This is a genomic window from Serratia nevei, assembly GCF_037948395.1.
GTDB lineage: Bacteria > Pseudomonadota > Gammaproteobacteria > Enterobacterales > Enterobacteriaceae > Serratia > Serratia nevei.
The window spans coordinates 1891291-1913660 of the sequence record NZ_CP149940.1; the positions used below are offsets into that span (position 1 = coordinate 1891291).

At 58.2% G+C, this 22370-nt stretch carries 25 protein-coding genes and 3 tRNA genes; 22 read left to right on the plus strand and 6 right to left on the minus strand.

All coding sequences use genetic code 11. From position 1 onward, the window contains the following. Nucleotides 1-39: 39 nt before the first annotated feature. Genes V8N38_RS08895 through V8N38_RS08910 form a run of 4 tightly spaced genes read left to right on the plus strand, consistent with a single transcriptional unit; the run spans nucleotide 40 to nucleotide 3629 of the window. Nucleotides 40-987, plus strand: a complete 948-nt coding sequence (locus V8N38_RS08895) for a 4-hydroxyproline epimerase (protein WP_060419601.1) — start codon at nucleotides 40-42, stop codon at nucleotides 985-987. Continuing rightward, a complete protein-coding gene (locus V8N38_RS08900) occupies nucleotides 987-2111 on the plus strand; it encodes an NAD(P)/FAD-dependent oxidoreductase (protein WP_147839479.1) in 1125 nt (374 codons plus the stop codon). Before V8N38_RS08895 ends, V8N38_RS08900 begins: the two co-directional genes overlap by 1 nt. Then, entirely contained in the window at nucleotides 2108-2368 is a 261-nt protein-coding gene (locus V8N38_RS08905) for a (2Fe-2S)-binding protein (protein ID WP_072265404.1), read from the plus strand. The genes V8N38_RS08900 and V8N38_RS08905 overlap by 4 nt, the downstream gene beginning before the upstream one ends. Then, on the plus strand, nucleotides 2361-3629 hold the full coding sequence (locus V8N38_RS08910; protein WP_102984890.1) for an FAD/NAD(P)-binding oxidoreductase: 1269 nt from the start codon (nucleotides 2361-2363) through the stop codon (nucleotides 3627-3629). The genes V8N38_RS08905 and V8N38_RS08910 overlap by 8 nt, the downstream gene beginning before the upstream one ends. Nucleotides 3630-3676: 47 nt before the next feature. Here V8N38_RS08910 and V8N38_RS08915 read toward each other — a convergent pair whose 3' ends face one another. Continuing rightward, a complete protein-coding gene (locus tag V8N38_RS08915; protein ID WP_004927961.1) occupies nucleotides 3677-4036 on the minus strand; it encodes a hypothetical protein in 360 nt (119 codons plus the stop codon). 540 nt (nucleotides 4037-4576) lie between these two features. On the opposite strand from V8N38_RS08915, the gene V8N38_RS08920 reads away from it, so the two are divergent. Further along, entirely contained in the window at nucleotides 4577-4891 is a 315-nt protein-coding gene (locus V8N38_RS08920) for a hypothetical protein (protein ID WP_060419594.1), read from the plus strand. Between the two features lie 170 nt (nucleotides 4892-5061). Beyond that, nucleotides 5062-5493 (plus strand): hypothetical protein, encoded by a 432-nt coding sequence (locus V8N38_RS08925; protein WP_038875373.1) that lies wholly within the window; start codon nucleotides 5062-5064, stop codon nucleotides 5491-5493. Between the two features lie 19 nt (nucleotides 5494-5512). Here the strand turns inward: V8N38_RS08925 and V8N38_RS08930 are convergent, their stop codons facing one another. Together V8N38_RS08930 and V8N38_RS08935 are read right to left on the minus strand one after the other, a co-directional pair. Then, nucleotides 5513-5854 carry a GlpM family protein gene (locus tag V8N38_RS08930; RefSeq protein ID WP_038875376.1) on the minus strand — a complete coding sequence of 114 codons (342 nt, stop codon included), beginning with the start codon at nucleotides 5852-5854 and terminating at the stop codon, nucleotides 5513-5515. A 121-nt stretch (nucleotides 5855-5975) separates the two neighbouring features. Continuing rightward, on the minus strand, nucleotides 5976-6200 hold the full coding sequence (locus V8N38_RS08935) for a DUF2594 family protein (protein ID WP_004927950.1): 225 nt from the start codon (nucleotides 6198-6200) through the stop codon (nucleotides 5976-5978). A gap of 704 nt (nucleotides 6201-6904) precedes the next feature. Here V8N38_RS08935 and uvrY point away from each other — a divergent pair. From uvrY to V8N38_RS08985, 10 genes are all read left to right on the plus strand, one after another. Continuing rightward, nucleotides 6905-7561: a UvrY/SirA/GacA family response regulator transcription factor gene (gene uvrY, locus V8N38_RS08940; RefSeq protein ID WP_004927947.1), complete on the plus strand. Its 657-nt coding sequence runs from the start codon at nucleotides 6905-6907 to the stop codon at nucleotides 7559-7561. Then, nucleotides 7554-9386 carry an excinuclease ABC subunit UvrC gene (gene uvrC, locus V8N38_RS08945; protein ID WP_048233314.1) on the plus strand — a complete coding sequence of 611 codons (1833 nt, stop codon included), beginning with the start codon at nucleotides 7554-7556 and terminating at the stop codon, nucleotides 9384-9386. Before uvrY ends, uvrC begins: the two co-directional genes overlap by 8 nt. Nucleotides 9387-9444: 58 nt before the next feature. Then, a complete protein-coding gene (gene pgsA / locus V8N38_RS08950; protein ID WP_033642639.1) occupies nucleotides 9445-9993 on the plus strand; it encodes a CDP-diacylglycerol--glycerol-3-phosphate 3-phosphatidyltransferase in 549 nt (182 codons plus the stop codon). Nucleotides 9994-10137: 144 nt separating this feature from the next. Continuing rightward, nucleotides 10138-10213, plus strand: a tRNA-Gly gene (locus tag V8N38_RS08955). 316 nt (nucleotides 10214-10529) lie between these two features. After that, a complete protein-coding gene (locus tag V8N38_RS08960) occupies nucleotides 10530-11300 on the plus strand; it encodes a hypothetical protein (RefSeq protein ID WP_147839478.1) in 771 nt (256 codons plus the stop codon). Nucleotides 11301-11459: 159 nt separating this feature from the next. Then, a complete protein-coding gene (locus tag V8N38_RS08965; protein ID WP_102984889.1) occupies nucleotides 11460-12335 on the plus strand; it encodes an alpha/beta fold hydrolase in 876 nt (291 codons plus the stop codon). Nucleotides 12336-12432: 97 nt separating this feature from the next. After that, nucleotides 12433-12663 carry a hypothetical protein gene (locus tag V8N38_RS08970; protein ID WP_147839477.1) on the plus strand — a complete coding sequence of 77 codons (231 nt, stop codon included), beginning with the start codon at nucleotides 12433-12435 and terminating at the stop codon, nucleotides 12661-12663. An 86-nt stretch (nucleotides 12664-12749) separates the two neighbouring features. Next, entirely contained in the window at nucleotides 12750-13202 is a 453-nt protein-coding gene (locus tag V8N38_RS08975; protein WP_102984888.1) for a hypothetical protein, read from the plus strand. 361 nt (nucleotides 13203-13563) lie between these two features. Further along, nucleotides 13564-13637 (plus strand) — tRNA-Cys (locus V8N38_RS08980). 10 nt (nucleotides 13638-13647) lie between these two features. Further along, a tRNA-Leu gene (locus V8N38_RS08985) sits at nucleotides 13648-13733 on the plus strand. 151 nt (nucleotides 13734-13884) lie between these two features. Here the strand turns inward: V8N38_RS08985 and V8N38_RS08990 are convergent. Continuing rightward, nucleotides 13885-14133: an ogr/Delta-like zinc finger family protein gene (locus V8N38_RS08990; RefSeq protein WP_072062302.1), complete on the minus strand. Its 249-nt coding sequence runs from the start codon at nucleotides 14131-14133 to the stop codon at nucleotides 13885-13887. A gap of 45 nt (nucleotides 14134-14178) precedes the next feature. Next, nucleotides 14179-15333 carry a phage late control D family protein gene (locus tag V8N38_RS08995; protein WP_149505999.1) on the minus strand — a complete coding sequence of 385 codons (1155 nt, stop codon included), beginning with the start codon at nucleotides 15331-15333 and terminating at the stop codon, nucleotides 14179-14181. A 151-nt stretch (nucleotides 15334-15484) separates the two neighbouring features. Between V8N38_RS08995 and V8N38_RS09000 the strand changes: the two genes are divergently transcribed. Genes V8N38_RS09000 through V8N38_RS09025 form a run of 6 tightly spaced genes read left to right on the plus strand, consistent with a single transcriptional unit; the run spans nucleotide 15485 to nucleotide 21178 of the window. Further along, on the plus strand, nucleotides 15485-16666 hold the full coding sequence (locus V8N38_RS09000) for a phage tail sheath subtilisin-like domain-containing protein (protein WP_149505984.1): 1182 nt from the start codon (nucleotides 15485-15487) through the stop codon (nucleotides 16664-16666). Then, entirely contained in the window at nucleotides 16667-17182 is a 516-nt protein-coding gene (locus tag V8N38_RS09005; protein WP_060436783.1) for a phage major tail tube protein, read from the plus strand. Between the two features lie 58 nt (nucleotides 17183-17240). Further along, the gene (locus V8N38_RS09010; RefSeq protein ID WP_048233363.1) at nucleotides 17241-17540 is read left to right on the plus strand and encodes a tail protein; all 300 of its coding nucleotides are present in this window, start codon (nucleotides 17241-17243) and stop codon (nucleotides 17538-17540) included. Nucleotides 17541-17572: 32 nt separating this feature from the next. Further along, nucleotides 17573-17713: a GpE family phage tail protein gene (locus V8N38_RS09015; RefSeq protein WP_071531441.1), complete on the plus strand. Its 141-nt coding sequence runs from the start codon at nucleotides 17573-17575 to the stop codon at nucleotides 17711-17713. Continuing rightward, on the plus strand, nucleotides 17703-20672 hold the full coding sequence (locus tag V8N38_RS09020; protein WP_149505985.1) for a phage tail tape measure protein: 2970 nt from the start codon (nucleotides 17703-17705) through the stop codon (nucleotides 20670-20672). The genes V8N38_RS09015 and V8N38_RS09020 overlap by 11 nt, the downstream gene beginning before the upstream one ends. 14 nt (nucleotides 20673-20686) lie before the next feature. Beyond that, complete coding sequence (locus V8N38_RS09025; RefSeq protein ID WP_149505986.1) at nucleotides 20687-21178, plus strand: phage tail protein; 492 nt, start codon at nucleotides 20687-20689, stop codon at nucleotides 21176-21178. Between the two features lie 107 nt (nucleotides 21179-21285). Here V8N38_RS09025 and V8N38_RS09030 read toward each other — a convergent pair whose 3' ends face one another. Further along, complete coding sequence (locus V8N38_RS09030) at nucleotides 21286-22368, minus strand: phage tail protein (protein ID WP_046687322.1); 1083 nt, start codon at nucleotides 22366-22368, stop codon at nucleotides 21286-21288. Nucleotides 22369-22370: the final 2 nt, after the last annotated feature.

Sequence of the window (22370 nt, forward strand, 5' to 3'; positions counted from 1 at the left end):
AACGCCATTGGTAACATCTCATTAACCCAGGAGACGCCGATGGCACTTTCTGCGCATATCACCGCTTTGCGGGCGATCGATTCTCATACCGGCGGAGAGCCGACCCGCCTGATCGTGGAAGGCTTTCCCGATCTTGGCGAGGGCAGCATGGCGGAACGGCGGGCGCGTTTCGCGCAACATTATGACGATTGGCGCTGTGCGGTGATGCTCGAGCCGCGCGGTAACGACGTGTTGGTGGGGGCGTTGCTGTGCCGCCCCTGTTCGCCACAGGCCACCGCCGGCGTGATCTTCTTTAACAACAGCGGCTACCTGGGCATGTGCGGGCACGGCACCATCGGGCTGATCGCTTCGCTGGCGCACCTGGGGCGCATCCACGCCGGGCGTCACCTGATAGAGACCCCGGTCGGCCCGGTAAACGCCACGCTGCACGAGGACGGCAGCGTCACGGTGGAGAACGTGGCGGCTTATCGTTACCGCCGCCAGGTGCGGCTTGAGGTGGCGGGTTACGGGCCGGTGACGGGTGACATCGCCTGGGGCGGCAACTGGTTCTTCCTGATCGGCGAGTCGCCGTTGCCCATCGATAAACAAAATCTGGAGGCGTTGACCGCGTTCACCTGGGCGGTGCGGCAGACGTTGGAGCAGGCGGGTATCTGCGGTGAAGACGGCGGAGCGATAGACCATATCGAACTGTTCGGTGACGATCCGCAGGCCGACAGCCGCAGCTTCGTGCTGTGCCCCGGAAAAGCCTACGATCGCTCCCCATGCGGCACCGGCACCAGTGCCAAACTGGCGTGTCTGGCGGCAGACGGCAAGCTGCCGCCGGACACGCAGTGGCGGCAGGCCAGCGTGATCGGCAGCGAATTTCAGGCCTACTATCGCAGGAATGGCGATCGCATTACCCCCTTTATTCGTGGGCAGGCCTATGTGTGCGCCGATAGCCAACTGCTGCTCGACGAACGCGATCCCTTTGTCTGGGGAATACGCTGATGGGCGTCGGCCGGAAAGCCGATGTCATCGTGATCGGCGCCGGCATCATCGGTGCCGCCTGCGCCTGGTGGCTGGCGCGGGAAGGGTATCGCGTCTCGGTGGTGGACGATCGCCGCGCCGGCGCTACGGCCGCCGGCATGGGGCATCTGGTGTGCATGGACGACAACCCGGCCGAGCTGGCGTTGAGCGCTTATTCGCTGCGGTTATGGCGTGAAGTGACGGGGCGCATGCCGCAAGCGTGTGCCTGGCGCGGCTGCGGAACGCTATGGCTGGCGGATAAAGCGGATGAAATGGCCATCGCCGAGCAAAAGCGGGCGCGGCTGGCGGAGCAGGGCGTAGCCGCGGAACTGCTGACGGCGGAGCAGATCGCCGCCATGGAGCCGATGCTGCGGCACGGCCTGGCCGGTGGGCTGCGGGTGCCGGGCGACGGCATTCTGTATGCGCCGCTCGCGGCTCGCTGGCTGTTGGCCGACGGTGGCGCGGCGATCGATGTGGTGCATGGCGAAGCAGCAGCGCTGGAAGAGGGGGCTGTGCGGCTGGCGGACGGCAGGCGCCTGGCTGCGCCGACGGTGGTCCTGGCCTGCGGCCTTAGGGCCAATAGCCTATTGCCGCAGACTTTGCTGCACGCCAAGAAGGGCCATCTGGCGATCACCGATCGCTATCCGCCGCGGGTGCAGCATCAGTTGGTGGAGTTGGGATACGGTGCCAGCGCGCATGCCAGCGGCGGCACATCGGTGGCATTCAATGTGCAGGCACGGCCCACCGGGCAATGGCTGATCGGTTCTTCCCGCCAGTTCGATGCCGTCGATTCGGCGTTGGACATGCCAGTGCTGGCGGCGATGCTCACGCGTGCGCAGCATTTCTTGCCCGCGCTGGCGCAGATGAACATCATTCGCTGCTGGACCGGGCTGCGCGCCGCCTCTGTCGACGGGCTGCCGCTGCTGGGCGTGCATCCGCGGCATTCCTGGCTGTGGCTGGCGTTGGGGCACGAGGGATTGGGCGTCACGACTGCCCTCGGCAGCGCCGCGCTGATTACTGCTCAGATCGGCCGGCAAACGCCGGAGATTGACGATACCCCGTATTTGGCGGCGCGGGCGTTTGCTGCCGAGGAGCTGCCGGTATGAATGAAGGACAAAACACGCTTACGTTGAGCATCGATGGCGATCCCTGCCGGGTGCCGGTTGGCATTAGCGTTGCTGCGGCACTCAGCCTGTGTGGCGACGATCGTTGTCGGTTGTCTATTTCTCACCAACCGCGCGCCCCCTTTTGCGGCATGGGCGTTTGCCAGGAGTGCCGGGTGACCATTAATGGTCTGCGTCGTCTGGCGTGCCAGACGCTGTGCCAAGCCGGTATGCGCATTGAGAGGAGCGATGATGAGTAACTTCGACTGTGAGGTGCTGATCGTCGGTGCCGGGCCGGCCGGCATGGCGGCGGCGCTGGCCGCAGCGGAAAGTGGTGGCCAGGTGCGAATGATTGATGATAATCCGCATCCCGGCGGGCAAATCTGGCGCGATGGGCCGCAGGTGGCTTTGCCTGAAACGGCGAACCGCTATCGGCAGGCGGTGGCGACGATGGAAAATATTGCGCTGCAGTCCGGCTGCAAGCTGGTGGCGCAGTGTGGCGCTAACCGATTGGCCTATGAAGATGCCGAAGGCTGCGGCGTGATTCGCTATCAGAAGCTGATTTTATGCAATGGCGCGCGTGAACTGTTGTTGCCGTTTCCCGGCTGGACGCTGCCGGGGGTGACCGGCGCCGGTGGTCTACAGGCGCAAATCAAGCAGGGGCTGGCGATCCGTGGTGAGCGAGTGGCGATCGCCGGCAGTGGTCCGCTGTTGCTGGCGGTGGCGAACAGCGTGAAACAGGCCGGCGGCGAGGTAGTGCTGGTGGCGGAACAGGCGCCGCTTTGGCGGTTGGCGGCGTTCGCCGGCGGGCTGTGGCGCTGGCCGGCCAAACTGCGTCAGGCGTTTTCCCTGATGCCGCGTCGTTACCTTGCCGGCAGCCGGGTACTGGCGGCGTTGGGGCAGGAACGTTTAACCTCGGTGCACGTCAATAACGGCGGGCGGGAGAGAACGATCGCCTGCGACAGGTTGGCCTGCGGTTTTGGCCTGGTGGCGAATATTGAGTTGGCGATGCTGCTGGGGTGTCGGATAGAACACGACGCCGTAGCGGTGGATCATTGGCAGCAAACCAGCCTGGCGCATATTTTTGCTGCCGGGGAGTGTACCGGCATCGGCGGCAGTGAATTGGCACTCACTGAAGGCGCTATCGCCGGTTATGCTGCCACTGGGCAGCGGGAAAAGGCAGAGCGCCTGGCGGCGCAGCGGCGGCAGTGGCGACGTTTCGCCACGGCGGTGGCAAGCACCTTTGCACTTGATGAGCGCTTGAATTCGTTGGCCAAACCGCAAACGATACTGTGTCGCTGCGAAGACGTCACGCTGGAACAGGTGAGCCATCAGCCAGATTGGAACACGGCCAAGCTGAGCAGCCGTTGTGGCATGGGGGCTTGCCAGGGCAAAGTCTGTGCGACGGCGGCGAGGCAGCTTTTGGGCTGGCCTTTACCGCCACCGCGTGTGCCTTTAACGCCGGTCAGAGCGGAAACGCTGGTTGCTCTGGGAGGGCATTGCAGCGACGATGCCAATTGATGGCGCATCGCTGCGGTGACGTTTCAGTCCAATCCTACGTTGCTGCATCACCATTGCGGCCAATAGTAGGTTTTCTCACGCCAGCCTTTGCCGTACATACAGGCTTCGATGGTGGCGTCTCGGGCGGACTGATTGCGATCGGTCTGCACTGTTTTAATCGACGGTTCCTTGTCATAGCGGTATCCCGATGGGCAGTCTTTCTTGTTCTTCTCGCAAGGAATGTATTTGTTTTCGTAGCTGAACTCCACGTCCCGCACCACGTCCGGGGGGAAGCGATCATAGCCGCGGCTACGGCATTCGGCATATTCGGCATTCCGGGTACTCTCAACCGCGCCGGGCCTTTCCCATTGTGTGCAGGCGGTCAACATCAATAACGGCAAAACAATCAAACAACGGCAATTCTTCATGGTGTCCCTAATTCTTTCTCTATCCTGGGGCTCGCCGCCTAGGAATGTTCCTAACTGGCGAGGTGAGAAAGTGTAATAAACTGACGGAACAATTGGAAATGATAATGGTTATTGTTTAGGTGTGATTGAGGTAGCGCCGCGTCGAGAGAGGATGTGGCGAATTGAGGGAGGCCAGCAGGGATCGCGATCTTACGACGAGGGGGCGACGTGAGCTGGTTTTATCCATTCTCTTTTTTGCCGCAATATACCGATCGCCATTGCAGCATTTTGAGAAGGGAAACAATATGCATGCTAAGTATTTTCTTATTCTATTTTAATGTCATTTTTATTTAGGATATTTACCCATACCTAAGATTTAATTCCCGGTATTAATACCTTATTTTTTTATTTCTGTTTTTTTATTGTGGTTTTATTTTCAGATTTCATCCATGAAAGGCTTTTTAGTTACAGGGAATTCATTTGCATTTTAAATTTGGATTTTTTAAATTCAGCTCAGATGAAGGATAACCGTTAGCGACAGAGTCAAAAAAGGAGTTTATTTTGTCTGGGATAAAGAAAACGCCTGAAAGTCATGACGGTTTACCTTCATCATCAGAGGATTATGATACGTTTAAGCACCTCTCTGATGTTGGCACCGTGTTGGGATATGGGCGAACTCGCTTTTATCAGTGGTGCCGCGGGCGTGGATTTCTAACCCCGATGAATGTGCCTTCACATGAAATGATCAGCCTGGGATATATGGTGGCGGTGTTATCAGAGACCGGCCATACCCGGGTTTACGTCACGCCGGATGGTTTCAGTTACGTCAGTGGTGCGTTTGCGGCAGATATCCAACGTGGCATGGTCAAGTTTTAAATTTGCAAGAATCTCCTTTATTTCAATAGCTTTAATGCAGAATCTTCTTATTCCTGCGGGGTGGTGGGGGCGTGGGAAGTTGTCCGATTTTTTCGCCTCTGCGACATGAATGCTACTGGAGGCAGCTATTCTCTTGTTACGATAAGCATTATTTTCTTCAGGAGCCAAGGATGAAGCATTACGCCGCGTTGTTATTTGCCTCTGCGCTGTTAACGGGATGTGCGACTCAAGCCATACCGCCGCAACAGGCTCAGTTACCGCCCCCGAGCCGTCTGATGCTCTATCAGAATATCCCGGATACGCCTTACGCCACGGTGGTGGTGGTTCGCGACAGCGGAATGCTGGCAGGCAGCTGCCGCACCGGCGTCTATGTGAATGGGGAGTTTGCCGCTTCGCTGGAGGCGAAAGAAAAAGCAGAGTTTCGCGTGCCGCCAGGCAATATCTCGGTCAGTATCGGGCAAGATATGATCGAGAATCACCTGTGCATTTGGCGTGATACCGGAGGCAGTATACCGATGACGCTGCGCGCCGGTGAAAGCCGCTATCTGCGCATCGCCGGTGACCGGCAGCGCGGTTTCGTTTTGCAGGCGGGGCGACCATAACCCCGGCCGGGCAAGGGCGTTAACGTCCTTGCCACCATCCCCATAGGGTAATTAATAGCCACGCCGCCGCAATCCAGCACAGCACCGCCGCCCCCAGGGCCAACGACAGCCGCAGGCTGTTAATCAGGAAATACAGAGAAATCAAATACACCAGATAGGGCAGCACTGCCCACATGCCGAAAATTAGCGTCGTTTTCAGCGCCGCAATGGAACGCTCGTTGCCGACAATGTAGTGCGCAATCAGGGCGAAAGTGGGGAAAAGCGGAACTAAACCGGCGATATAATAGTTGCGCGTTTTGGCCAGCAGGCCGATCAGAACCACGACCAGTGCGCCGATCAGCGCTTTGACAAGGATGCCCATAATGGTCTCGGGTGTGGGGGAAAGCCAACACACTGCCCGAAAGCACGTGCAAGATCAATGGGGTGTGGCGTAACGCGGGGAAAAGCAGACCCGCATGAAGCGCGGGTCTGAGACGCAACGCTTACTGACGGTAAGCGTGCTTGATTTGCTGAATGCTGTTCTTGAAGATTTCCGCCTGGGTGGGATCTTCAATCTGGGCGATAAAACGTTCCATGTTGATGATAACTTTCCCGGCGTCGGCCTGGCCGATCGACTTCAGGATCAGCGTCAGCGTGGCTTTGAGGCAGGCAACCTCGGTCGCCAAGATCTCCGGGTTTGCAGACGTAGTGAAATCAACGTTGCTCATTTTCTCTCCTGATTTTTTGAGGCCGTAGCCTGATACAAGCTGCTTTGGCGCACCGCGCGCGGGCTAAACGTTGCCCCATGCGCGGCGGCGAATTTAACTGGGCGCGGAGTATAGCATAGCATGCGTCCATCATCTGCACCGGGCTTGCTCCACTCACGCCGGTGGGCAGCGCCCGTTCACCGCCAGCCTGAATCATCCATTATCGGTAAGTTATTTCGGGGCGGTTAACAAGTATTTGTCCGGCACGTTATTGTTGAACCATTGGGGTTATTATAATTATTTGAGGCGGCTGGCACCGATTTTGCCGATGTTCGCCGGGAATAATAGTTCTGCACGCCGGGTGTTCGGCCGGCGATGGCGGTGGTTTTTGCTACGTCTTTAAATATCAAATGATTACAAACGGCCAACCGCCGTGCTAATATTATTCATGTCGTGATTGCTTACACAGATTTCCCCCTCGCTGCATGATTATCGCGCTATCCTGTGTCTGACGCGGCGCAACGAAATTATTTTCGTCGCCCGATCTTTTCCGACGTGACGATTTATTGGCGGCATAGATGGCTAAAATTGAAAAATCAGCTCTGCTCCGCAAAGTTATTCGGAAGTATGTATTAATCTGTGTTCATTCTTGTCTGAAAAACAAGTAATATCTCTGGCGAAAACAGAGGCTGATTGCGTTACTCCCTTTTTTTGGAGATTTTTCCTTGATTAGCGTTCTTCTTGTTGATGACCACGAACTGGTGCGCGCAGGGATACGACGCATTCTTGAAGATATCAAAGGTATAAAAGTTGTCGGTGAGGCCCAGTGCGGTGAAGACGCCGTAAAATGGTGCCGTGGCAACGCTGTCGATATCGTGCTGATGGACATGAATATGCCGGGCATTGGCGGGCTGGAAGCCACGCGCAAGATTGTGCGTTATGCACCCGACGTCAAAGTCATCATGTTGACTATCCATACTGAAAACCCGCTGCCCGCGAAGGTGATGCAGGCGGGGGCCGCCGGTTACCTGAGCAAGGGCGCCGCGCCGCAGGAAGTGATTAACGCCTTGCGCTCCGTGCATGCGGGGCAGCGCTATATCGCGTCTGATATCGCCCAGCAGATGGCCCTGAGTCAGCTGGAGCCCCAGGCCGAAACGCCGTTCAGCTGCCTGTCTGAACGCGAGTTGCAGATCATGCTGATGATCACCAAAGGCAAAAAAGTGAATGAGATCTCGGAGCAGTTGAGTCTCAGCCCGAAAACGGTGAACAGTTACCGTTACCGCATGTTCAGCAAACTGAATATCAGCGGCGACGTCGAACTGACTCACCTGGCCATCCGACATGGATTGTTCAATGCGGAGACGTTGTTAAGCAGTGAATGACCGTTTTGATGCCAAAGCCTTCCTGAGTACCGTCACCAGCCAGCCCGGCGTCTACCGTATGTACGACGCCACGGGCACGGTGATCTACGTCGGTAAAGCCAAAGATCTGAAAAAACGTCTCGCCAGCTATTTTCGGCAGCAGGTCAGCAGCCGTAAAACCGAGACGCTGGTTAAAAATATCGCGCAAATAGACGTAACGGTTACCCACACCGAAACGGAAGCGCTGTTGTTGGAACATAACTACATTAAATTGTACCAACCGCGATATAATGTTCTTTTGCGCGACGATAAATCTTATCCGCTGATTTTTCTCAGCGCGGATACCCATCCCCGTTTGGCGGTGCACCGCGGCGCCAAACACGCCAAGGGCGAATATTTCGGGCCTTTTCCCAACTCTTACGCCGTGCGTGAAACGCTGGCGCTGCTGCAGAAGCTGTTCCCGATCCGCCAGTGCGAAAACAGCGTGTATCGTAATCGCTCGCGCCCGTGCCTGCAGTATCAGATCGGCCGCTGCCTGGGCCCTTGTGTCGCCGGCCTGGTGAGTGAAGAAGAGTACCGGCAGCAGGTGGACTACGTGCGGCTGTTCCTTTCGGGCAAAGATCAGCAGGTGTTGCATCAGCTGATTGCGCGCATGGAAGAAGCCAGCAAACTGCTCAATTTCGAAGAGGCGGCGCGCATTCGCGATCAAATTCAGGCCGTGCGCCGCGTTACCGAACGGCAGTTCGTGTCGGGCGACAGCGACGATCTGGACGTGATCGGCGTGGCGTTCGACGCCGGTATGGCGTGCCTGCATGTGTTGTTCATCCGTCAGGGCAAGGTGCTGGGGAGCCGCAGCTATTTCCCTAAAGTGCCGGGCGGCACGGATATGAGCGAAGTGGTGCAGACCTTTGTCGGCCAGTTCTACCTGCAAGGCAGCCAGGCGCGTACGTTGCCCGGCGAGATCCTGTTGGATTTCAGCCTGCCGGAAAAAGACCTGCTTGCGGAGTCGCTCTCCGAGCTGGCGGGACGCAAGATTCAAATTCAAAGCAAACCGCGCGGTGACCGCGCCCGTTATCTGAAGCTGGCGCGTACCAACGCGGCAACGGCGTTGACCACCAAGCTTTCGCAACAGTCAACGATCCATCAGCGGCTGGCGGAGCTGGCCAAGGTGCTGAACCTGACGGAAATCAACCGTATGGAGTGCTTCGATATCAGCCACACCATGGGGGAACAAACCGTGGCTTCGTGCGTGGTGTTCGACGGTAACGGCCCGGTACGCGCGGAGTATCGGCGCTACAATATCAGCGGCATCACCCCCGGCGATGACTACGCGGCGATGACGCAGGTGCTGAAGCGCCGTTACGGTAAGGCGCTGGAAGAGAAAAAGATCCCGGATGTCATCTTCATCGACGGCGGCAAAGGGCAGCTCGGCATGGCGATCGACGTGTTCAAATCGCTGAACGTTACCTGGGACAAGAACAAGCCGCTGCTGATTGGCATCGCCAAAGGCGCCGATCGCAAGGCCGGGTTAGAAACGCTGTTCTTCGTGCCGGAAGGCGAGGGGATTTCGCTGCCGCCGGATTCGCCGGCGCTGCATGTGATCCAACACATCCGCGATGATTCGCACAATCATGCGATTACCGGCCACCGGCAGAGAAGGGCGAAAGTCAGAAATACCAGCGCACTGGAGCTGATTGAAGGCGTAGGGCCGAAACGGCGCCAGGTGCTGTTGAAGTATATGGGCGGACTGCAACCTTTGTTGAACGCCAGCGTGGAGGAAATTGCAAAAGTGCCGGGTATTTCACAAGCATTGGCAGAAAAGATCTACAATGCATTGAAACACTGAGGGCAATGTAGCAACATACTCTTAATTTCCACTCTAGCCAGATAGTTACCGTAGCATTATGCAATTGAATATACCGACTTGGCTTACCCTGTTTCGCGTAGTTCTGATCCCATTCTTTGTGCTGGCGTTTTATCTGCCGTTCAGCTGGGCTCCGATGGTTTGCGCCGTTATCTTTGTGTTTGCCGCCGTCACCGACTGGTTTGACGGCTTCCTGGCACGCCGCTGGAAACAAACGACGCGCTTCGGGGCGTTTTTGGATCCGGTTGCGGACAAAGTGATGGTGGCGGTGGCGCTGGTGCTGGTGGCGGAGCACTACCACAGTTGGTGGATCACGCTGCCGGCGGCCACTATGATCGCCCGTGAAATCATCATTTCGTCGCTGCGAGAGTGGATGGCGGAAATTGGCAAACGCAGCAGCGTGGCGGTGTCCTGGATCGGCAAAGTGAAAACCATGGCGCAGATGATGTCGCTGGTGGGCTTGCTGTGGCGGCCGGACCGCTCCGTAGAGTATGTGGCGATCGGTTTGCTGTATATCGCGGCGGTGCTGACTTTCTGGTCGATGTTCCAATATTTGAATGCCGCGCGCAACGATCTGCTGGAACCGTGATCGATGCGCTGCAAAAATCGGCAAACGATCGTGATGAGCCAACAATTTTATTGACTCATCACGTCAGGTAAGTAGAATGCATCGCATCAGACGACAACGATGAATTGCCGAAAGATAGCAAAGAAATCAGTCAGTTCTGGTAATGCGGGAATAGCTCAGTTGGTAGAGCGCAACCTTGCCAAGGTTGAGGTCGCGAGTTCGAGCCTCGTTTCCCGCTCCAAACATTAACCTGTTGAATCCCGGTGATTCAGCAGGTAAGCGAAAGGGGCCTCGGCCCCTTTTTCGTTTTTTACTCCCTCTCGCTTTCTGTACCTCACCCCTCTTTAATCAGCGGCTATGTTTCTGGCCGTCGATTCGATATACCGAAGCAACAGAATCGCGCATTTCTCTTCCTAATGATGTACTTTTTCTCTCCTGACAAATAGTCTGGATATCTAAGCGACCGATCAGGCATTGTCACCACCCGGCGATGATGAACAAGCGACTGCAGGAAGGGATATTTCCGTGAGTCTGATAACAAGGAGGTGGCTGTGGGTATGCACCGCATTTTGTGGATCGTCATGGTAACGATAGGGTGGTCTTGGTCAGCGGAATCGACAGCCGGCGACACCGTCGCGTTCACCGTTGAAACTTACGCGCTGCATTATCCGTATGCGAGCCCGACAGATAATCAAGCCGCGCTGGCCGCGATGATTCAGGGCTCGGGAGTGACCGGGCATTATTGGAAGCAGAGCAGGCGCTTAAAGCTTACGCGCTGCATGACCGGCGTGACGTGTTACCCCTCACCGCATTTTGCGGATGACATAATAGACCATACGGTGACCGTGCGGCCGCAGATTATACCTGGCCCGTCGGAACAGCAGCCGACGCGCCTTACTTCCAATCTCCCTGTCAGCCACCGTGGTGCGTTGCTGGATGGGGTCACTTTGGTGCTGCCTCTGAAACCTGTGTGGCGCCAGCCCAGTGTGCAACAGGCGTTGCAGCGCGCAGAGGTTGCCTTACCTGAGTATGCAAAAAACCGGCATGCTTTGAGCATGGGGGCTTCGGTGTCTGTCAATCTCGCGCTGCCGAAAACGCCGGGGGAATTTGGGCCCACGCTGAACTATTGTGCGGAGATCCCGAACCCGTTGAGCTGGAGCCACTCCGGGGTGCTTTCGATGAGGGTCCTCGTTCAGCAGGCGTCACGCACAAATAGGCCATGGCCGTTTATCGAAAACCCCTGGACTTCGGCCAATCATGGAACGGGGGAGAGCTGCGCAACCTGGCGGCCTGAGGTGGAGAATAGCTACCTGTGGCATAACGAGTAACAAGGCGCCGTTGGACGCTCGTTTTCTTTCTGTGGCCAAAGCCGTTCCGATGAGGCAGAAACTCGATCGTGGTCTCCCGCTAGCGCTCGCCTGCTGGATGCTGCCGTTGAACGATGCAAGAATGAGCGGCAGAATTTTGGCTAGGCCGGGAGGATCGCCATGCAGGAAGAAAATAAGACGGCGCACGACGCCATCCGCTTTACCGCTGCGGACGGCTATGTGTTGGGCGGCAGCTATTTTCCTGCATTGGGCGGTAGCAATACGCCGGTGCTGATTTGCCCCGCCACAGGCGTTAAACAAGGGTTCTACTATGCCTTTGCACAGTGGCTGAGCGAGCAGGGGCATCCGGTGATGGTGTTCGATTATCGGGGCGTCGGCGTTTCACTGGCGGAAGCGCATGTCCGGTACTCCAAAGCCCGTAAACAGGACTGGGGAGAGTGTGATATGCCGGCGGCACTGAACTGGCTGCTGGCGAAAACGGCTGCGCAACAGGCGCATGTGATCGGGCACAGCGCTGGCGCTCAGCTGGCGGGGTTGATGCCGAACCACCATGCCGTGCGCAGCCTGACGGCGGTTTCCGCTTCTTCTGGCTATATCGGCAATATCCGTTGGCCGTTCAGGGCGATGGCGATCGGCTTGATGTGGGGCTATATTCCGCTCTCGGTACGGCTGCTCGGCTATGGGCCGGCAAAGTGGCTGGGGTGGGGAGAGGATTTACCCGCCGGCGTCGCCCGGCAATGGGCCGCTTGGTGCCGGCGGCCGGGCTACGTGGAAAATGCCTTTGGTACGGAAATTCAACGTCATTACTATGCCGCGTTCCAGGCACCGATCGCTGTGGTTGCCGCCGCCGATGACGTGCTGGTAACGCCGCGCAGTATCGCTGACTGGCTGCGGCTGTTGCCTAACGCGCGACATGCCGTCCACTTGCTGCAGCCGGCGGAGGTTGATGGTCAGGCGATCGGGCATATCAACATGTTCAGGCGCAGCCGCGCTGCGCTTTGGCCGCGGCTAATTGCTGGGATATCGGCAAAGTGAAGTGGTCTGTCTGCATGATGAAAGAGCGTTTATGGTGAGGAGCTGAAATAGGCCCAGCCTGATACGGATGGACTGCGAATACGAAGAAGGGAGCCCGATGGTTTCAAAACTGAGTACGGTAGAGTTTATCATCGGCAATATCTCTGCGTCGGGTAAGCTTTCGGCGAAGAGGATGTTCGGTGAGTATGGTCCTTATCCGGGTGCAAAGCCTTGTTTTGTGATTCCGGAAGAGAAGTGGGGCGATAGCGCCTGGCTTTCCCAATTAATCGCGCTGACTTATGCTCAGCTGCCTGCGGCGAAGAAAAAGGTCTCGAAGAAACCCACTTAAGCCTATGGATTGGGGCGCCCGCCGGGTAGGGGCCTCATTATTGCAATCCTGCCGGTATCATTAAGGAAGCGGGAACGGGAGGGAGTATGAAGTCTGGCGCTATACGGCATCTGGTCAGGAGACTGGCAGGATGCATATTGTTCTTCGGGCTGGTCGCCCCGCCGTTGGGGGGCATGCTGATGCTGCTGCTGATGACGTTTGGTATCAGTGGCTATGTGGATCCCGGGTACTTTAACGTCGGCGATGTGCTGGGAATGCTGGTGTTCATTGGGGCTTTTTCCTATGCGCTCGGTTTTCTGCCGGCATGTTTGGTGGGGGCTATCGTCGGAATCGCTCATCCCGGCATTCGCCGATTGCGGTGGTTTCTGCTGTTATGCGCGGTGCTATCCGCCGTTGCTCCTGGTTTGCTGAATGCCGATCAGCGTATTTTTGGTACGATCGCGGTTTTGCCGGGCACGATCGCTGGGTTTTTATGGTGGCGCCGGAGGTTGCGCGATGCCCCCCATGAGGATGTTATGCACGGTACCCCATCACCATAAGCAAATGAAAAGCCGGAGAGGGCGCGGGTAAGCGGTTCCTGCCGAGAAAAAAGAACCGATTTGCCCGTGAATTCCTGAGCCGATGCATATAAAATCAACATTCCGCTTGCCTTTGCGTCGGCATTGTGAACAGTGCGCCCACAAAATAAGCAGTTGAAAGCGTTAGAGAACTTTTTGCTATTTCGGGGGGTTGCCAAGGTGGGGGGTTTAGTCCATAATGCAGTCCATCGATTCGGTGGTAACGAAATAAATTACTTAAGAATCAGATGATTAGGATAAGCGATTTCAACATCGCCAACCAAAAGAACAAAACGAAGTGGGTGAATCACCGGCTTTGGCCTGAAAAGGCAAACAGAATAAAGGCGCGTTAACAAAGCGGTTATGTAGCGGATTGCAAATCCGTCCAGTCCGGTTCGACTCCGGAACGCGCCTCCAACTTTCCCGAGCCCGGGTGGTGAAATCGGTAGACACAAGGGATTTAAAATCCCTCGGCTTATGGCTGTGCGGGTTCAAGTCCCGCCCCGGGTACCAGGGAACAAAAATACCGAATAATCAAAGCAATAAGTAGTAATGTCGTAACCGCCGAGAGGCGGTTTTTTTGTGCCTGAAAAATGCCAAGTGGCGATGAAATGGCGATGGGTTGGCGGTAAAGATATTGAGCCCGCATTGTGCGGGCTCTTTGTTATAGCGACAGGTTGAGCTGATCACGCCCATAGTGGGACGTGGGGAAGGCGTCTTGCGGGATAAAGTCGGGTGGTAGTTCTTCGCGCGGGCCGCGCTTTGTTACCAGCTTTTCAACGCTGTTTAGCGTCGTGAACGTGATACTGCATTCGAAATTCTGACACTGATGATATTGGCGTATCGTCATTTCACTGAGACGGCGACTGGTACGGGTGCGGGCCATAGCACCGCAGATCGGGCAAACAAACATGATGGCCTCCCATGGCGGGAGTTGAACTCCCCGTTATTATGGCCGTCACTTCTCACTTTCCGCAATCCATTCAGGTATTTTAGCCTCCAGTTCCAGCCGCGTGGTAAAGCCGTTCCCGTCGATCGAATGGCTCGCCCTGGCGATTATCCAATCCTGATTATCAATATCCGTTTTAAATCCCGATACCGTGCCGTGCTGCTCCGGGTATAAATCGGCGCGGCCGTAGGCCAGGGTTAGGGTAAATTCAGCCGCGCCGCGTTTGAGCTGCTGCCATTTTGCGGCCGCGGCCCGTTTGGCAGCCGTTTCGTTATTGTAGGTTTTGCGCAGGACATAGACGTTACCGTCGGCCCCCTCGATGTAATCACCCTCGCGGCTGCTGCTGCGCTGCACTTTCTTTTTCGCCGGCTTGCGGGCCTTCACCGTGACCTTTTTCTTTTTCCCGAATTCCAAATCGAGCCAGTACGCGCGCACGCCGGTATAGGCATCACGATCGGCAATGCGGAAGGCGTGACGATCGCCGCTGCTGCGTGTGATGGCGAAGGAGGGCAGCGCCTTACCGTTGGCGCTGACGCCACCACCGGGCAGGATAAACAGCAGACTGCCATTTTTCACAGTGGCAATGGCGCCCAGCATTTCGGCCATGCGCGTCAGGAATGACATGTCGCTTTCTTGCGTCTGGTCGGCGTGGTCAATCTCTACCTCCATGAGTTGCTGCGAGATGATGGCCTTCAGGTTGTAGCGCCGGGCGATCGCTGACACCACCCGTTCTACGGTGACGTCATGCCAGGACACCTCGCGCTTGACGTTGAACTCGTCGCGAAAATCGGCACTTCTGGCGGTGATCGTCAGCGTATCAGGCGGCCCGGCGTGCGCTACTTCATCGACGATAAAAATGCCTTTGTAAACCAGTGCTTCACCGTGCCAGCCCATCGACGCGGACACTTCAGCGCCGCGCGGCGGCAGCTGCAGCTGGCCGTCAGTATCGTCCACGGTGATCGTCAGCTCGTCGGCCTCAAAGCCGCGGTTGTCGGTCATCTCCAGCGACAAGACGCGCTCATCCAGTTTGGTCAGTTCCTTGCCGCCAAGCAGGACGCTGAACGCCGGCACGCGCGACAGCTCCGTCTGGTAATCGTTGAACGTGCTGGCGCCGCCACCCAGCAGTGATTTGGCCTTGTCGATCGCGTCAGTAGTCAGTGCCATGGCTCCCCCTTTGGCGCTGATGGTTTCATGCGCGCGCGACGGGGAAAACCGCGCGTTGTTGTCGCCGGCGGATGACAACCAGCGCCGCGTGTTGCGCCGGCGTTTTTCGGCGAATATCACCACGAACTCACAAGCATGATGGCGGTACAGTATGACCGACAATTTTTTCCATGGTGCGCGCGTCAAAGAGGATACCGACCTGCAGACCGCGATCAATGACGTTGACTCAACAGTCATTGGTCTGGTCGCGGTGGCGGATGATGCTGACGCAACCACCTTCCCGTTAGATACGCCGGTGCTGATCACGCGGGTAATCAGCGTACTCGGCAAGGCCGGTAAAACCGGTTCGCTCTATAAATCCCTGAAGGCCATTTCCGACCAGGTCAGCACACGCGTGATCGTGGTACGTGTAGCGGCAGCCGGCACGGAAGACGGCGCGAAAACCCAGTCGCAGCTGATTATCGGCGGTTCCCAGGCGGACGGCAGCTATACCGGCATGTTCGCGCTTTTGACCGCCGAGCAGAAAGTCGGCTACCGGCCGCGCATTCTTGGCGTGCCGATGTATGACACGCAGGAAGTCACCGCACAGCTGCGGGTGATTGCCAAGCAACTGCGGGCGTTTTCCTACAGCTATTGCGACGGCTGCGAGACGATTGCCGAGGCAAAAACCTATCGCCAGCAGTTTGCCGAGCGTGAGGGCATGCTGATTTGGCCGAATTTCATTGCCTATAACCCGGAGAGTGGCAAGAACGAAGAGTTCCCGGCGGTGGCGTATGCGCTGGGGATGCGTGCGAAGATCGATAACGAGCAGGGCTGGCATAAGTCGCTGTCAAACGTGGCGGTCAGCAACGTGCTCGGCATTTCCAAAGACGTCTTTTGGGCGCTGCAGGCGGAGGACTCCGACGCCAACGAGCTAAACGCCAACGAAGTCACCACGCTGATTAAGCGTGATGGCTTCCGCTTCTGGGGCAACCGCACCACGGACAAAGACGAGTACATCTTCGAGGTGTACACCCGTACCGCGCAGATCCTGGCGGATACCATCGCTGAGGCGCAATTTACCACCGTAGACAGTCCGCTTACGCCGGCAAACGTCAAGGATGTGGTCAGCGGTATCAATGCCAAACTGCAGGGGCTGGTCACCGCCGGTCGGTTGATTGGCGCCGCGTGCTGGTTCGATATCGTCGATAACCCGACAACCGGCATTCGGCAAGGCAAAGTTGTGGTGCGTTACAACTACAGCCCGGTGCCGCCACTCGAAGATCTGACCATGATCCAGACCTTCACCGATCAATACTACGAAGCGGCCTTCGCGTCGCTGGGAGGGGCATAAGTGGCTATCCCTAAAAAGCTTCGGTTGTTCACGCTGTATGTGGACGGCACCAACCACATCGGCAAGATCCCCAGCGTCACCTTGCCAAAGGTCACCCGCAAGACGGAGGACTATCAGGGCGGCGGCATGCAAGGTGCCGTAGCGGTAGACCTCGGCCTTGACGGCGGCGCGCTTGATGCGTCGATGGTGGTCGGCGGCGTCGTTGAAGAGCTGATCCTCAAGTACGGCGGCGATATTGACGACATGCGTCTGCGCTTCGTCGGCGAAATCTACAGCGGCGGCACCAGTTCGCTGATGGAAGTGGAAATGCGCGGCCGCATCACTGAAATCGATCCGGGTGAGGCCAAGCAGGGCGATGACACCAACCATACCTACGCCATCAAGAACACCTACTACAAGCTGTCGGTTGATGATAAGGCGTTGCTGGAAATTGACCTGCTGAACTTCATCTACAAGCGCGACGGGAAAAACCTGTACCCCGATCGCATTGTGTCAGCCCTCGGCCTCGGCGGCTGATCGTTAACCCTTAACATACTTTGAAGGCGGCACGCGTGGCCGCCTGGAGAACATGCACATGTCAGTAACGCTCACTACACCGATCAAGCGCAACGACAAAGAGATCACCATCGTCTCTATCACCGACACCATCAAGCAGGCCGGCTCGCTGCGTGGTCTGCGCCTGGTCGACGTGCTCAACTTCGACTATGACGCCGTTTCAACGCTGCTAACGCGCGTCACTGCGCCGGCACTGACCGCCGCCGAGATCGCCACGCTGGATACCGGTGACTTTGTGGCGTTCATTGAAGAGATGACGCCTTTTTTGACCAAAGCGGCGCCGTCCGTACCGAACGTGGCGGAGACGGGGAACAAGTAAGGGAACCGCTTTTTGTCAGCGTTGACGACCTCATCGCTGACATTGCTGTAGTTTTTCACTGGCCGCCCTCCGAGATGTACGGCATGGAGCTGCGCGAGCTGATGGCATGGCGCCAGCGCGCCGCCATCCGCAGCGGCAACCATGACGATGACGAGGATGACCATGGATCTTAGTATTCGCGTCGCGTTTAACGCGATCGACAAACTCACCCGACCGGTTAAAGCCGCTAGCAAAGCTGTTAGCGGCCTTTCTGACTCCCTCAAGAAAACGCAAAACGCCGTTAAAGACCTGGACAAGCAAGCCGCCAGCTTTGACCGCCTGCGCTCGCAGGCCAACGACACGGCACAGAAGATCAACCGTGCGAAGCGCGAGTTTAACGGACTGAATCAGACCGTTAGAGAGGGCGGGCAACTGACCGACGCCCAGGCCGCGCACCTGGAAAACCTGCGCGGCAAGCTGTCCCGACTGACGCAAACCTACAGCCAGCAAACGGCCAAGCTGCGAGAGGCGGCCCAGGCGGTACGGCATCATGGCGTCAACCTGTCCGCCGGCAGCGGTGCGGTACAAAGCGCCATCCGACGAACAGAGCAATATAACCAGCAGCTTGAGCGCGAGCGGCGGCAGCTGGCCGCTGTTACCCAGGCGCAAGCCGGTTACACCCGCGCCAAAGATGCCGCCGGCAAACTGCGCGGCGCTGGCATGGGGATGGTTGCCGGCGCATCGGTTGCCGGGTATACCGGCGGCCGTTTCCTGGCGCCGGCTGTGGGGTTCGATGCCGAAATGTCGCGCGTGCAGGCGCTGACGCGACTGGATAAAAGCTCCTCGCAGCTGGCCGACCTGCGCGCCCAGGCGAAAAAGCTCGGCGCCGAAACGGCCTTTACCACCCGCGACGCGGCCAGCGGGCAGGCGTTCCTGGCGATGGCCGGCTTTACGCCGCAGGCGATTCAGGCCGCGTTACCTGGCGTGCTCAACATGGCGCTGGCCGGCGGGATGGATCTCGGTGAGTCCGCAGATATCAGTTCGAACATCCTTTCGCAGTTCCGCCTCGATCCGAAGGAGATGGATCGCGTCAGTGACGTGCTGACGGGGGCGTTCACCCGCACCAACACCGATCTGCAGAACATCGGCGAGGCGATGAAGTACGCCGGTACGGGGTTATCTAACCTTGGCGTCAGCGTTGAGCAAACAACGGCGATGATCGGCGTGATGGCGAACGTGGGTCTGCGCGGCAGTATTGCCGGTACTGGGTTGCAAACCACGTTCTCACGCCTGGCCGCGCCAACGAAAAAGGCCAACGACGCGCTTAAGGAGTTGGGCGTCACCGTGGCCGACTCCACTGGCAAGATGCGTCCGGCCGAGGACGTTCTCACTGACCTTTACAAATCGATCAAGAAATACGGCGCCACCGATCAGCTCTCGTTCTTCAAGGATATCGCGGGCGAGGAAGCCGCGAAGTCATTCCAGGCGCTGGTTTTATCTGCCGGCAGCGGCGAGTTGCAGAAGTTGCTGGCCGATCTGAAGAAATCGCAGGGTGAGGCGCTGAAGGCCGCCAAGGTGATGGCGGATAACCTCGGCGGCGACCTGAAGGAGCTGGACTCCGCCTGGGAAGGCTTCCGCATCCAGGTTGAAGAAACTGCCGACGGCCCGCTGCGCAAACTGACGCAGGGGCTGAGTGAAGCGATCAACGCCGCGAGCCAGTGGGTGAAAGAAAACCCGCGGCTGGCGCAATCCATTTTGTTGACCGCCGGCGCCGTCACCGCCCTGGTGGCCGCGCTGGGGATCGCCAGCCTGGCGACCGGCTTGCTGATTGGGCCACTGGCTAAGCTGCGTTTGGGCTTCACGTTGCTGACGGGCGGGCGCGGTCTGATGGGAACCGTTAGCGCACTGCGGGGCTTCGTTGGCGCCGGCGGCAGCGCCATGGCAAGGATCAGCGGCTGGTCGCGCGTGCTGGCTTCGCTCTCCGGTGGTTTCCGTGGGCTGCTTGGCTCACTGGTGCCGCTGCGCGGCATGCTGATGGGCGTATTTATGGCGCCGTCGGCAGCGCTGGGTTCATTGGTGCGTGGTGTGATGGGGCTGGCGCTACGGCTGACGGGCCTGTCTACGCTGTGGGGGATTCTTACCGGCGCGCTTTCGGCGATGGGTGCGGCGCTGTCGTTCCTGCTCAGCCCGATCGGGTTGATTGGCGCCGCCTTTGTCGCGGCCGGCGTACTGATTTGGAAATATTGGGAGCCGATCAAGGCGTTCTTTGTCGGCTTTGGTGCTGGCGTCATGGCGGCGCTGGCGCCGCTGCGTGACGCATTTGCACGTATCGCACCGATCTTTGGCGTGATCGGCGATGCCCTCGGCCGCGTGTGGGACTGGTTCACCAAGCTGCTGACGCCGATGCAGACCAGCAAAGACACGCTGGACAAATGCGCCAGCGCCGGCGAGACGTTCGGACGAGTGTTCGGCACCGCGCTGCAGGTGCTGCTGTATCCGCTGTCAAAACTGATGGATGGTGTGGGCTGGCTGCTGGAGAAGATGGGCCTCATCCCGGATGGCATCGAGCAGGCCAGGCGTAAGGCCGAAGAGCTGCGCAATCAGCCCGCGATGTGGGAATGGGATCCGCAGCAGAAAAAAATGGTGAAGAAGGGGTGGAGCTGGGCCGGCCCCGGTCTGCCTACTGGCCCGGCAACTGTTGATCCGAAGCTGGGCGGCTCGCCACCCCCGGCACTGACTGGCGACACGGGCACGCTACGCCGCCTGAACGAGATCGCCGGCAACACCAAGGCGACCGCCGACAATACCAACGCCACCAAACGCATCGGGCCGGGGGATATCGTCTTCAAAAATCTGCCGCGCGCGCTGGCACTGCGTGGGGCGTACCAGGAAGCGCGGGTGATGCCGCAACCGGTGCCGCGTGTGGCGGCCGCTGCCGGCGGCGGGGTGCTCTCGGTGCCGTCGGCGTCACAGCCGGCCGCGATGGCCCCTGTGTCCGCGCCTGGCGGTGGCGGGCCTATCTTCCAGTTGGTCTTTAACGACGTCGGTCAGCGGTCGGATCAGGAGCTGGAACGGATGGTGCGCAGCGCGGTGCGCGATGCGATGGCCAGCACAGTCAGGGGTAACCGCGGGTCATTCCGCGATCGAGATTAACGGGAGTCAAAATTATGATGATGGTATTCGGGATGTTCGTTTTTACGTTGCGCACGGCGCCGTATCAGCAGCTGCGCCATTCGCAGGACTGGCGCCACGTCAAGAACGATCGCATTAACCAGTCTGCCGGCTGGCAGTATGTTGGGGCGGGGGATGACAGTATCACGCTTGACGGCGTGCTCTACCCGGAGATCACCGGCGGTAATCTATCGCTGTCGAGCCTTGAGACCATCGGCTTTACCGGCCGGCCCTGGCCGCTGATTGAGGGGGGCGGGCGAATTTACGGCATGTACGTGATGACGCGGTTAGAGCGGGGGAAGTCGGAGTTTGACCGCTACGGCAACCCGAAAAAAATCGAGTTCTCTATCAGCTTGAGCCGTGTCGACAGCGATTTTCGCGAGAAGCTGCAAACGACGTCGGCGAGTGATGTGCTCGGTGAGCTGCGCACCAGCGCCAGCCGGGCGATCAACTCGGTGACAAAATCGGTAAACGGTTTGTTCGGGTGAGGTATAGCGCGATCTGACTGTACTCGATACCGGCAGATATAGACGGCGCCGGCTGTACTGCAGGAGAAGAAAAAGCCCCGAAAGGGGCTTTGTTTTTTTCTGCTGGGTCAGGCTACGCGGTGCCACAGCATTTGCAGTTTGTGGCGCTCGACAACGCTGATCGCCTGGCCCTGGCCGAGCGCTTCGGTTTGCGCCCAAACGGTATGAGCGTGCGCCGGCACAGTGACCTCGTGTATATGGTCTTCTGCCTCGCTGGTGTAGTTGCGCGTTCTGTGGCTGTCGTTGTCGGAGCCGACAATATAATCTCCATCCCACGCCTCGCCGGGCGCGGACATTCCTCCCTGATGCTTGTGTCTACCCGCCGGCGTTGTTTGCAGCGTCTGCGCCCCATGCTCGCTTGTTCCTCCCGACACATTCAGCACCGACTGCGGCAGATTGGCACGTGAGATGTTCACCGTGTCGCTGCCATCCAGGGTGCCTACGTCGGAGCCGTCCGCTTTTGCCGTTCTGATCGTCAGGTGTTCGCCGGCATACTCCCATGTCGACCACGGCCATTCAGTGTTAGGGTTCACGTTCTGATTGAACAGGCGCGACGAGCCGACAGGGTTGTCCTGCTCCCAGGCGTCACGGATAGCCCCTTTCACAGCGTCAGCGATGGCATTTTTTATGCTTTCGTCCAGCTTGCTCAATTCCTCGTCCGTGTAGTCCTTAGCTGCATCTTCCGCGCCCTTGACGTCCTCAGCGGTAGCCAGGATTACCGACGGATCGGCAATCAGCTCTACGTCGGCCGTGCTGCTGATTTTCAGTTGCATTCTGATGATCTGGAAGCGGCCGGAGCCTTCAGCCAGCAGCGGCTTATAGGTTTCCGGCATGTTGCCGACGGCGATGCATTCGCCGTCGTCGGCGTAGAGCGCCAGCTCGCGCAGCCAGAAGCCGCCGATCTGCGGTGGCATGATCATTTCAGCTTCGATGACGCTGGCGTCACTGTCAGCGATCACCAGCTTATTCAGCATTCCCCGATACTGCTCGTTAATCAGGCCAGCATGGGCGGCGTTCGGCGAGGACAGTTGACCGCCGGCATCGCCGACGGCCATTTCCGCGATGGCGACCGGCGTTCCCGTCACCGCTGCATTCGCCAGGCGCTCTGCGCCGGCGGCAGTGATCAGCGTGAGAAACTTTTTATCAGCCATAT

Excerpts from the sequence above, each read along its gene's own strand:
- V8N38_RS08895 (WP_060419601.1), top strand. The coding sequence starts at position 40 with ATGGCACTTTCTGCGCATATCACCGCTTTGCGGGCGATCGATTCTCAT.
- V8N38_RS08900 (WP_147839479.1), top strand. The coding sequence starts at position 987 with ATGGGCGTCGGCCGGAAAGCCGATGTCATCGTGATCGGCGCCGGCATC.
- V8N38_RS08905 (WP_072265404.1), top strand. The coding sequence starts at position 2,108 with ATGAATGAAGGACAAAACACGCTTACGTTGAGCATCGATGGCGATCCC.
- V8N38_RS08910 (WP_102984890.1), top strand. The coding sequence starts at position 2,361 with ATGAGTAACTTCGACTGTGAGGTGCTGATCGTCGGTGCCGGGCCGGCC.
- V8N38_RS08915 (WP_004927961.1), bottom strand. The coding sequence starts at position 4,036 with ATGAAGAATTGCCGTTGTTTGATTGTTTTGCCGTTATTGATGTTGACC.
- V8N38_RS08925 (WP_038875373.1), top strand. The coding sequence starts at position 5,062 with ATGAAGCATTACGCCGCGTTGTTATTTGCCTCTGCGCTGTTAACGGGA.
- V8N38_RS08930 (WP_038875376.1), bottom strand. The coding sequence starts at position 5,854 with ATGGGCATCCTTGTCAAAGCGCTGATCGGCGCACTGGTCGTGGTTCTG.
- V8N38_RS08935 (WP_004927950.1), bottom strand. The coding sequence starts at position 6,200 with ATGAGCAACGTTGATTTCACTACGTCTGCAAACCCGGAGATCTTGGCG.
- pgsA (WP_033642639.1), top strand. The coding sequence starts at position 9,445 with ATGCAATTGAATATACCGACTTGGCTTACCCTGTTTCGCGTAGTTCTG.
- V8N38_RS08960 (WP_147839478.1), top strand. The coding sequence starts at position 10,530 with ATGCACCGCATTTTGTGGATCGTCATGGTAACGATAGGGTGGTCTTGG.
- V8N38_RS08965 (WP_102984889.1), top strand. The coding sequence starts at position 11,460 with ATGCAGGAAGAAAATAAGACGGCGCACGACGCCATCCGCTTTACCGCT.
- V8N38_RS08970 (WP_147839477.1), top strand. The coding sequence starts at position 12,433 with ATGGTTTCAAAACTGAGTACGGTAGAGTTTATCATCGGCAATATCTCT.
- V8N38_RS08975 (WP_102984888.1), top strand. The coding sequence starts at position 12,750 with ATGAAGTCTGGCGCTATACGGCATCTGGTCAGGAGACTGGCAGGATGC.
- V8N38_RS08990 (WP_072062302.1), bottom strand. The coding sequence starts at position 14,133 with ATGTTTGTTTGCCCGATCTGCGGTGCTATGGCCCGCACCCGTACCAGT.
- V8N38_RS08995 (WP_149505999.1), bottom strand. The coding sequence starts at position 15,333 with ATGGCACTGACTACTGACGCGATCGACAAGGCCAAATCACTGCTGGGT.
- V8N38_RS09000 (WP_149505984.1), top strand. The coding sequence starts at position 15,485 with ATGACCGACAATTTTTTCCATGGTGCGCGCGTCAAAGAGGATACCGAC.
- V8N38_RS09010 (WP_048233363.1), top strand. The coding sequence starts at position 17,241 with ATGTCAGTAACGCTCACTACACCGATCAAGCGCAACGACAAAGAGATC.
- V8N38_RS09020 (WP_149505985.1), top strand. The coding sequence starts at position 17,703 with ATGGATCTTAGTATTCGCGTCGCGTTTAACGCGATCGACAAACTCACC.
- V8N38_RS09025 (WP_149505986.1), top strand. The coding sequence starts at position 20,687 with ATGATGATGGTATTCGGGATGTTCGTTTTTACGTTGCGCACGGCGCCG.
- V8N38_RS09030 (WP_046687322.1), bottom strand. The coding sequence starts at position 22,368 with ATGGCTGATAAAAAGTTTCTCACGCTGATCACTGCCGCCGGCGCAGAG.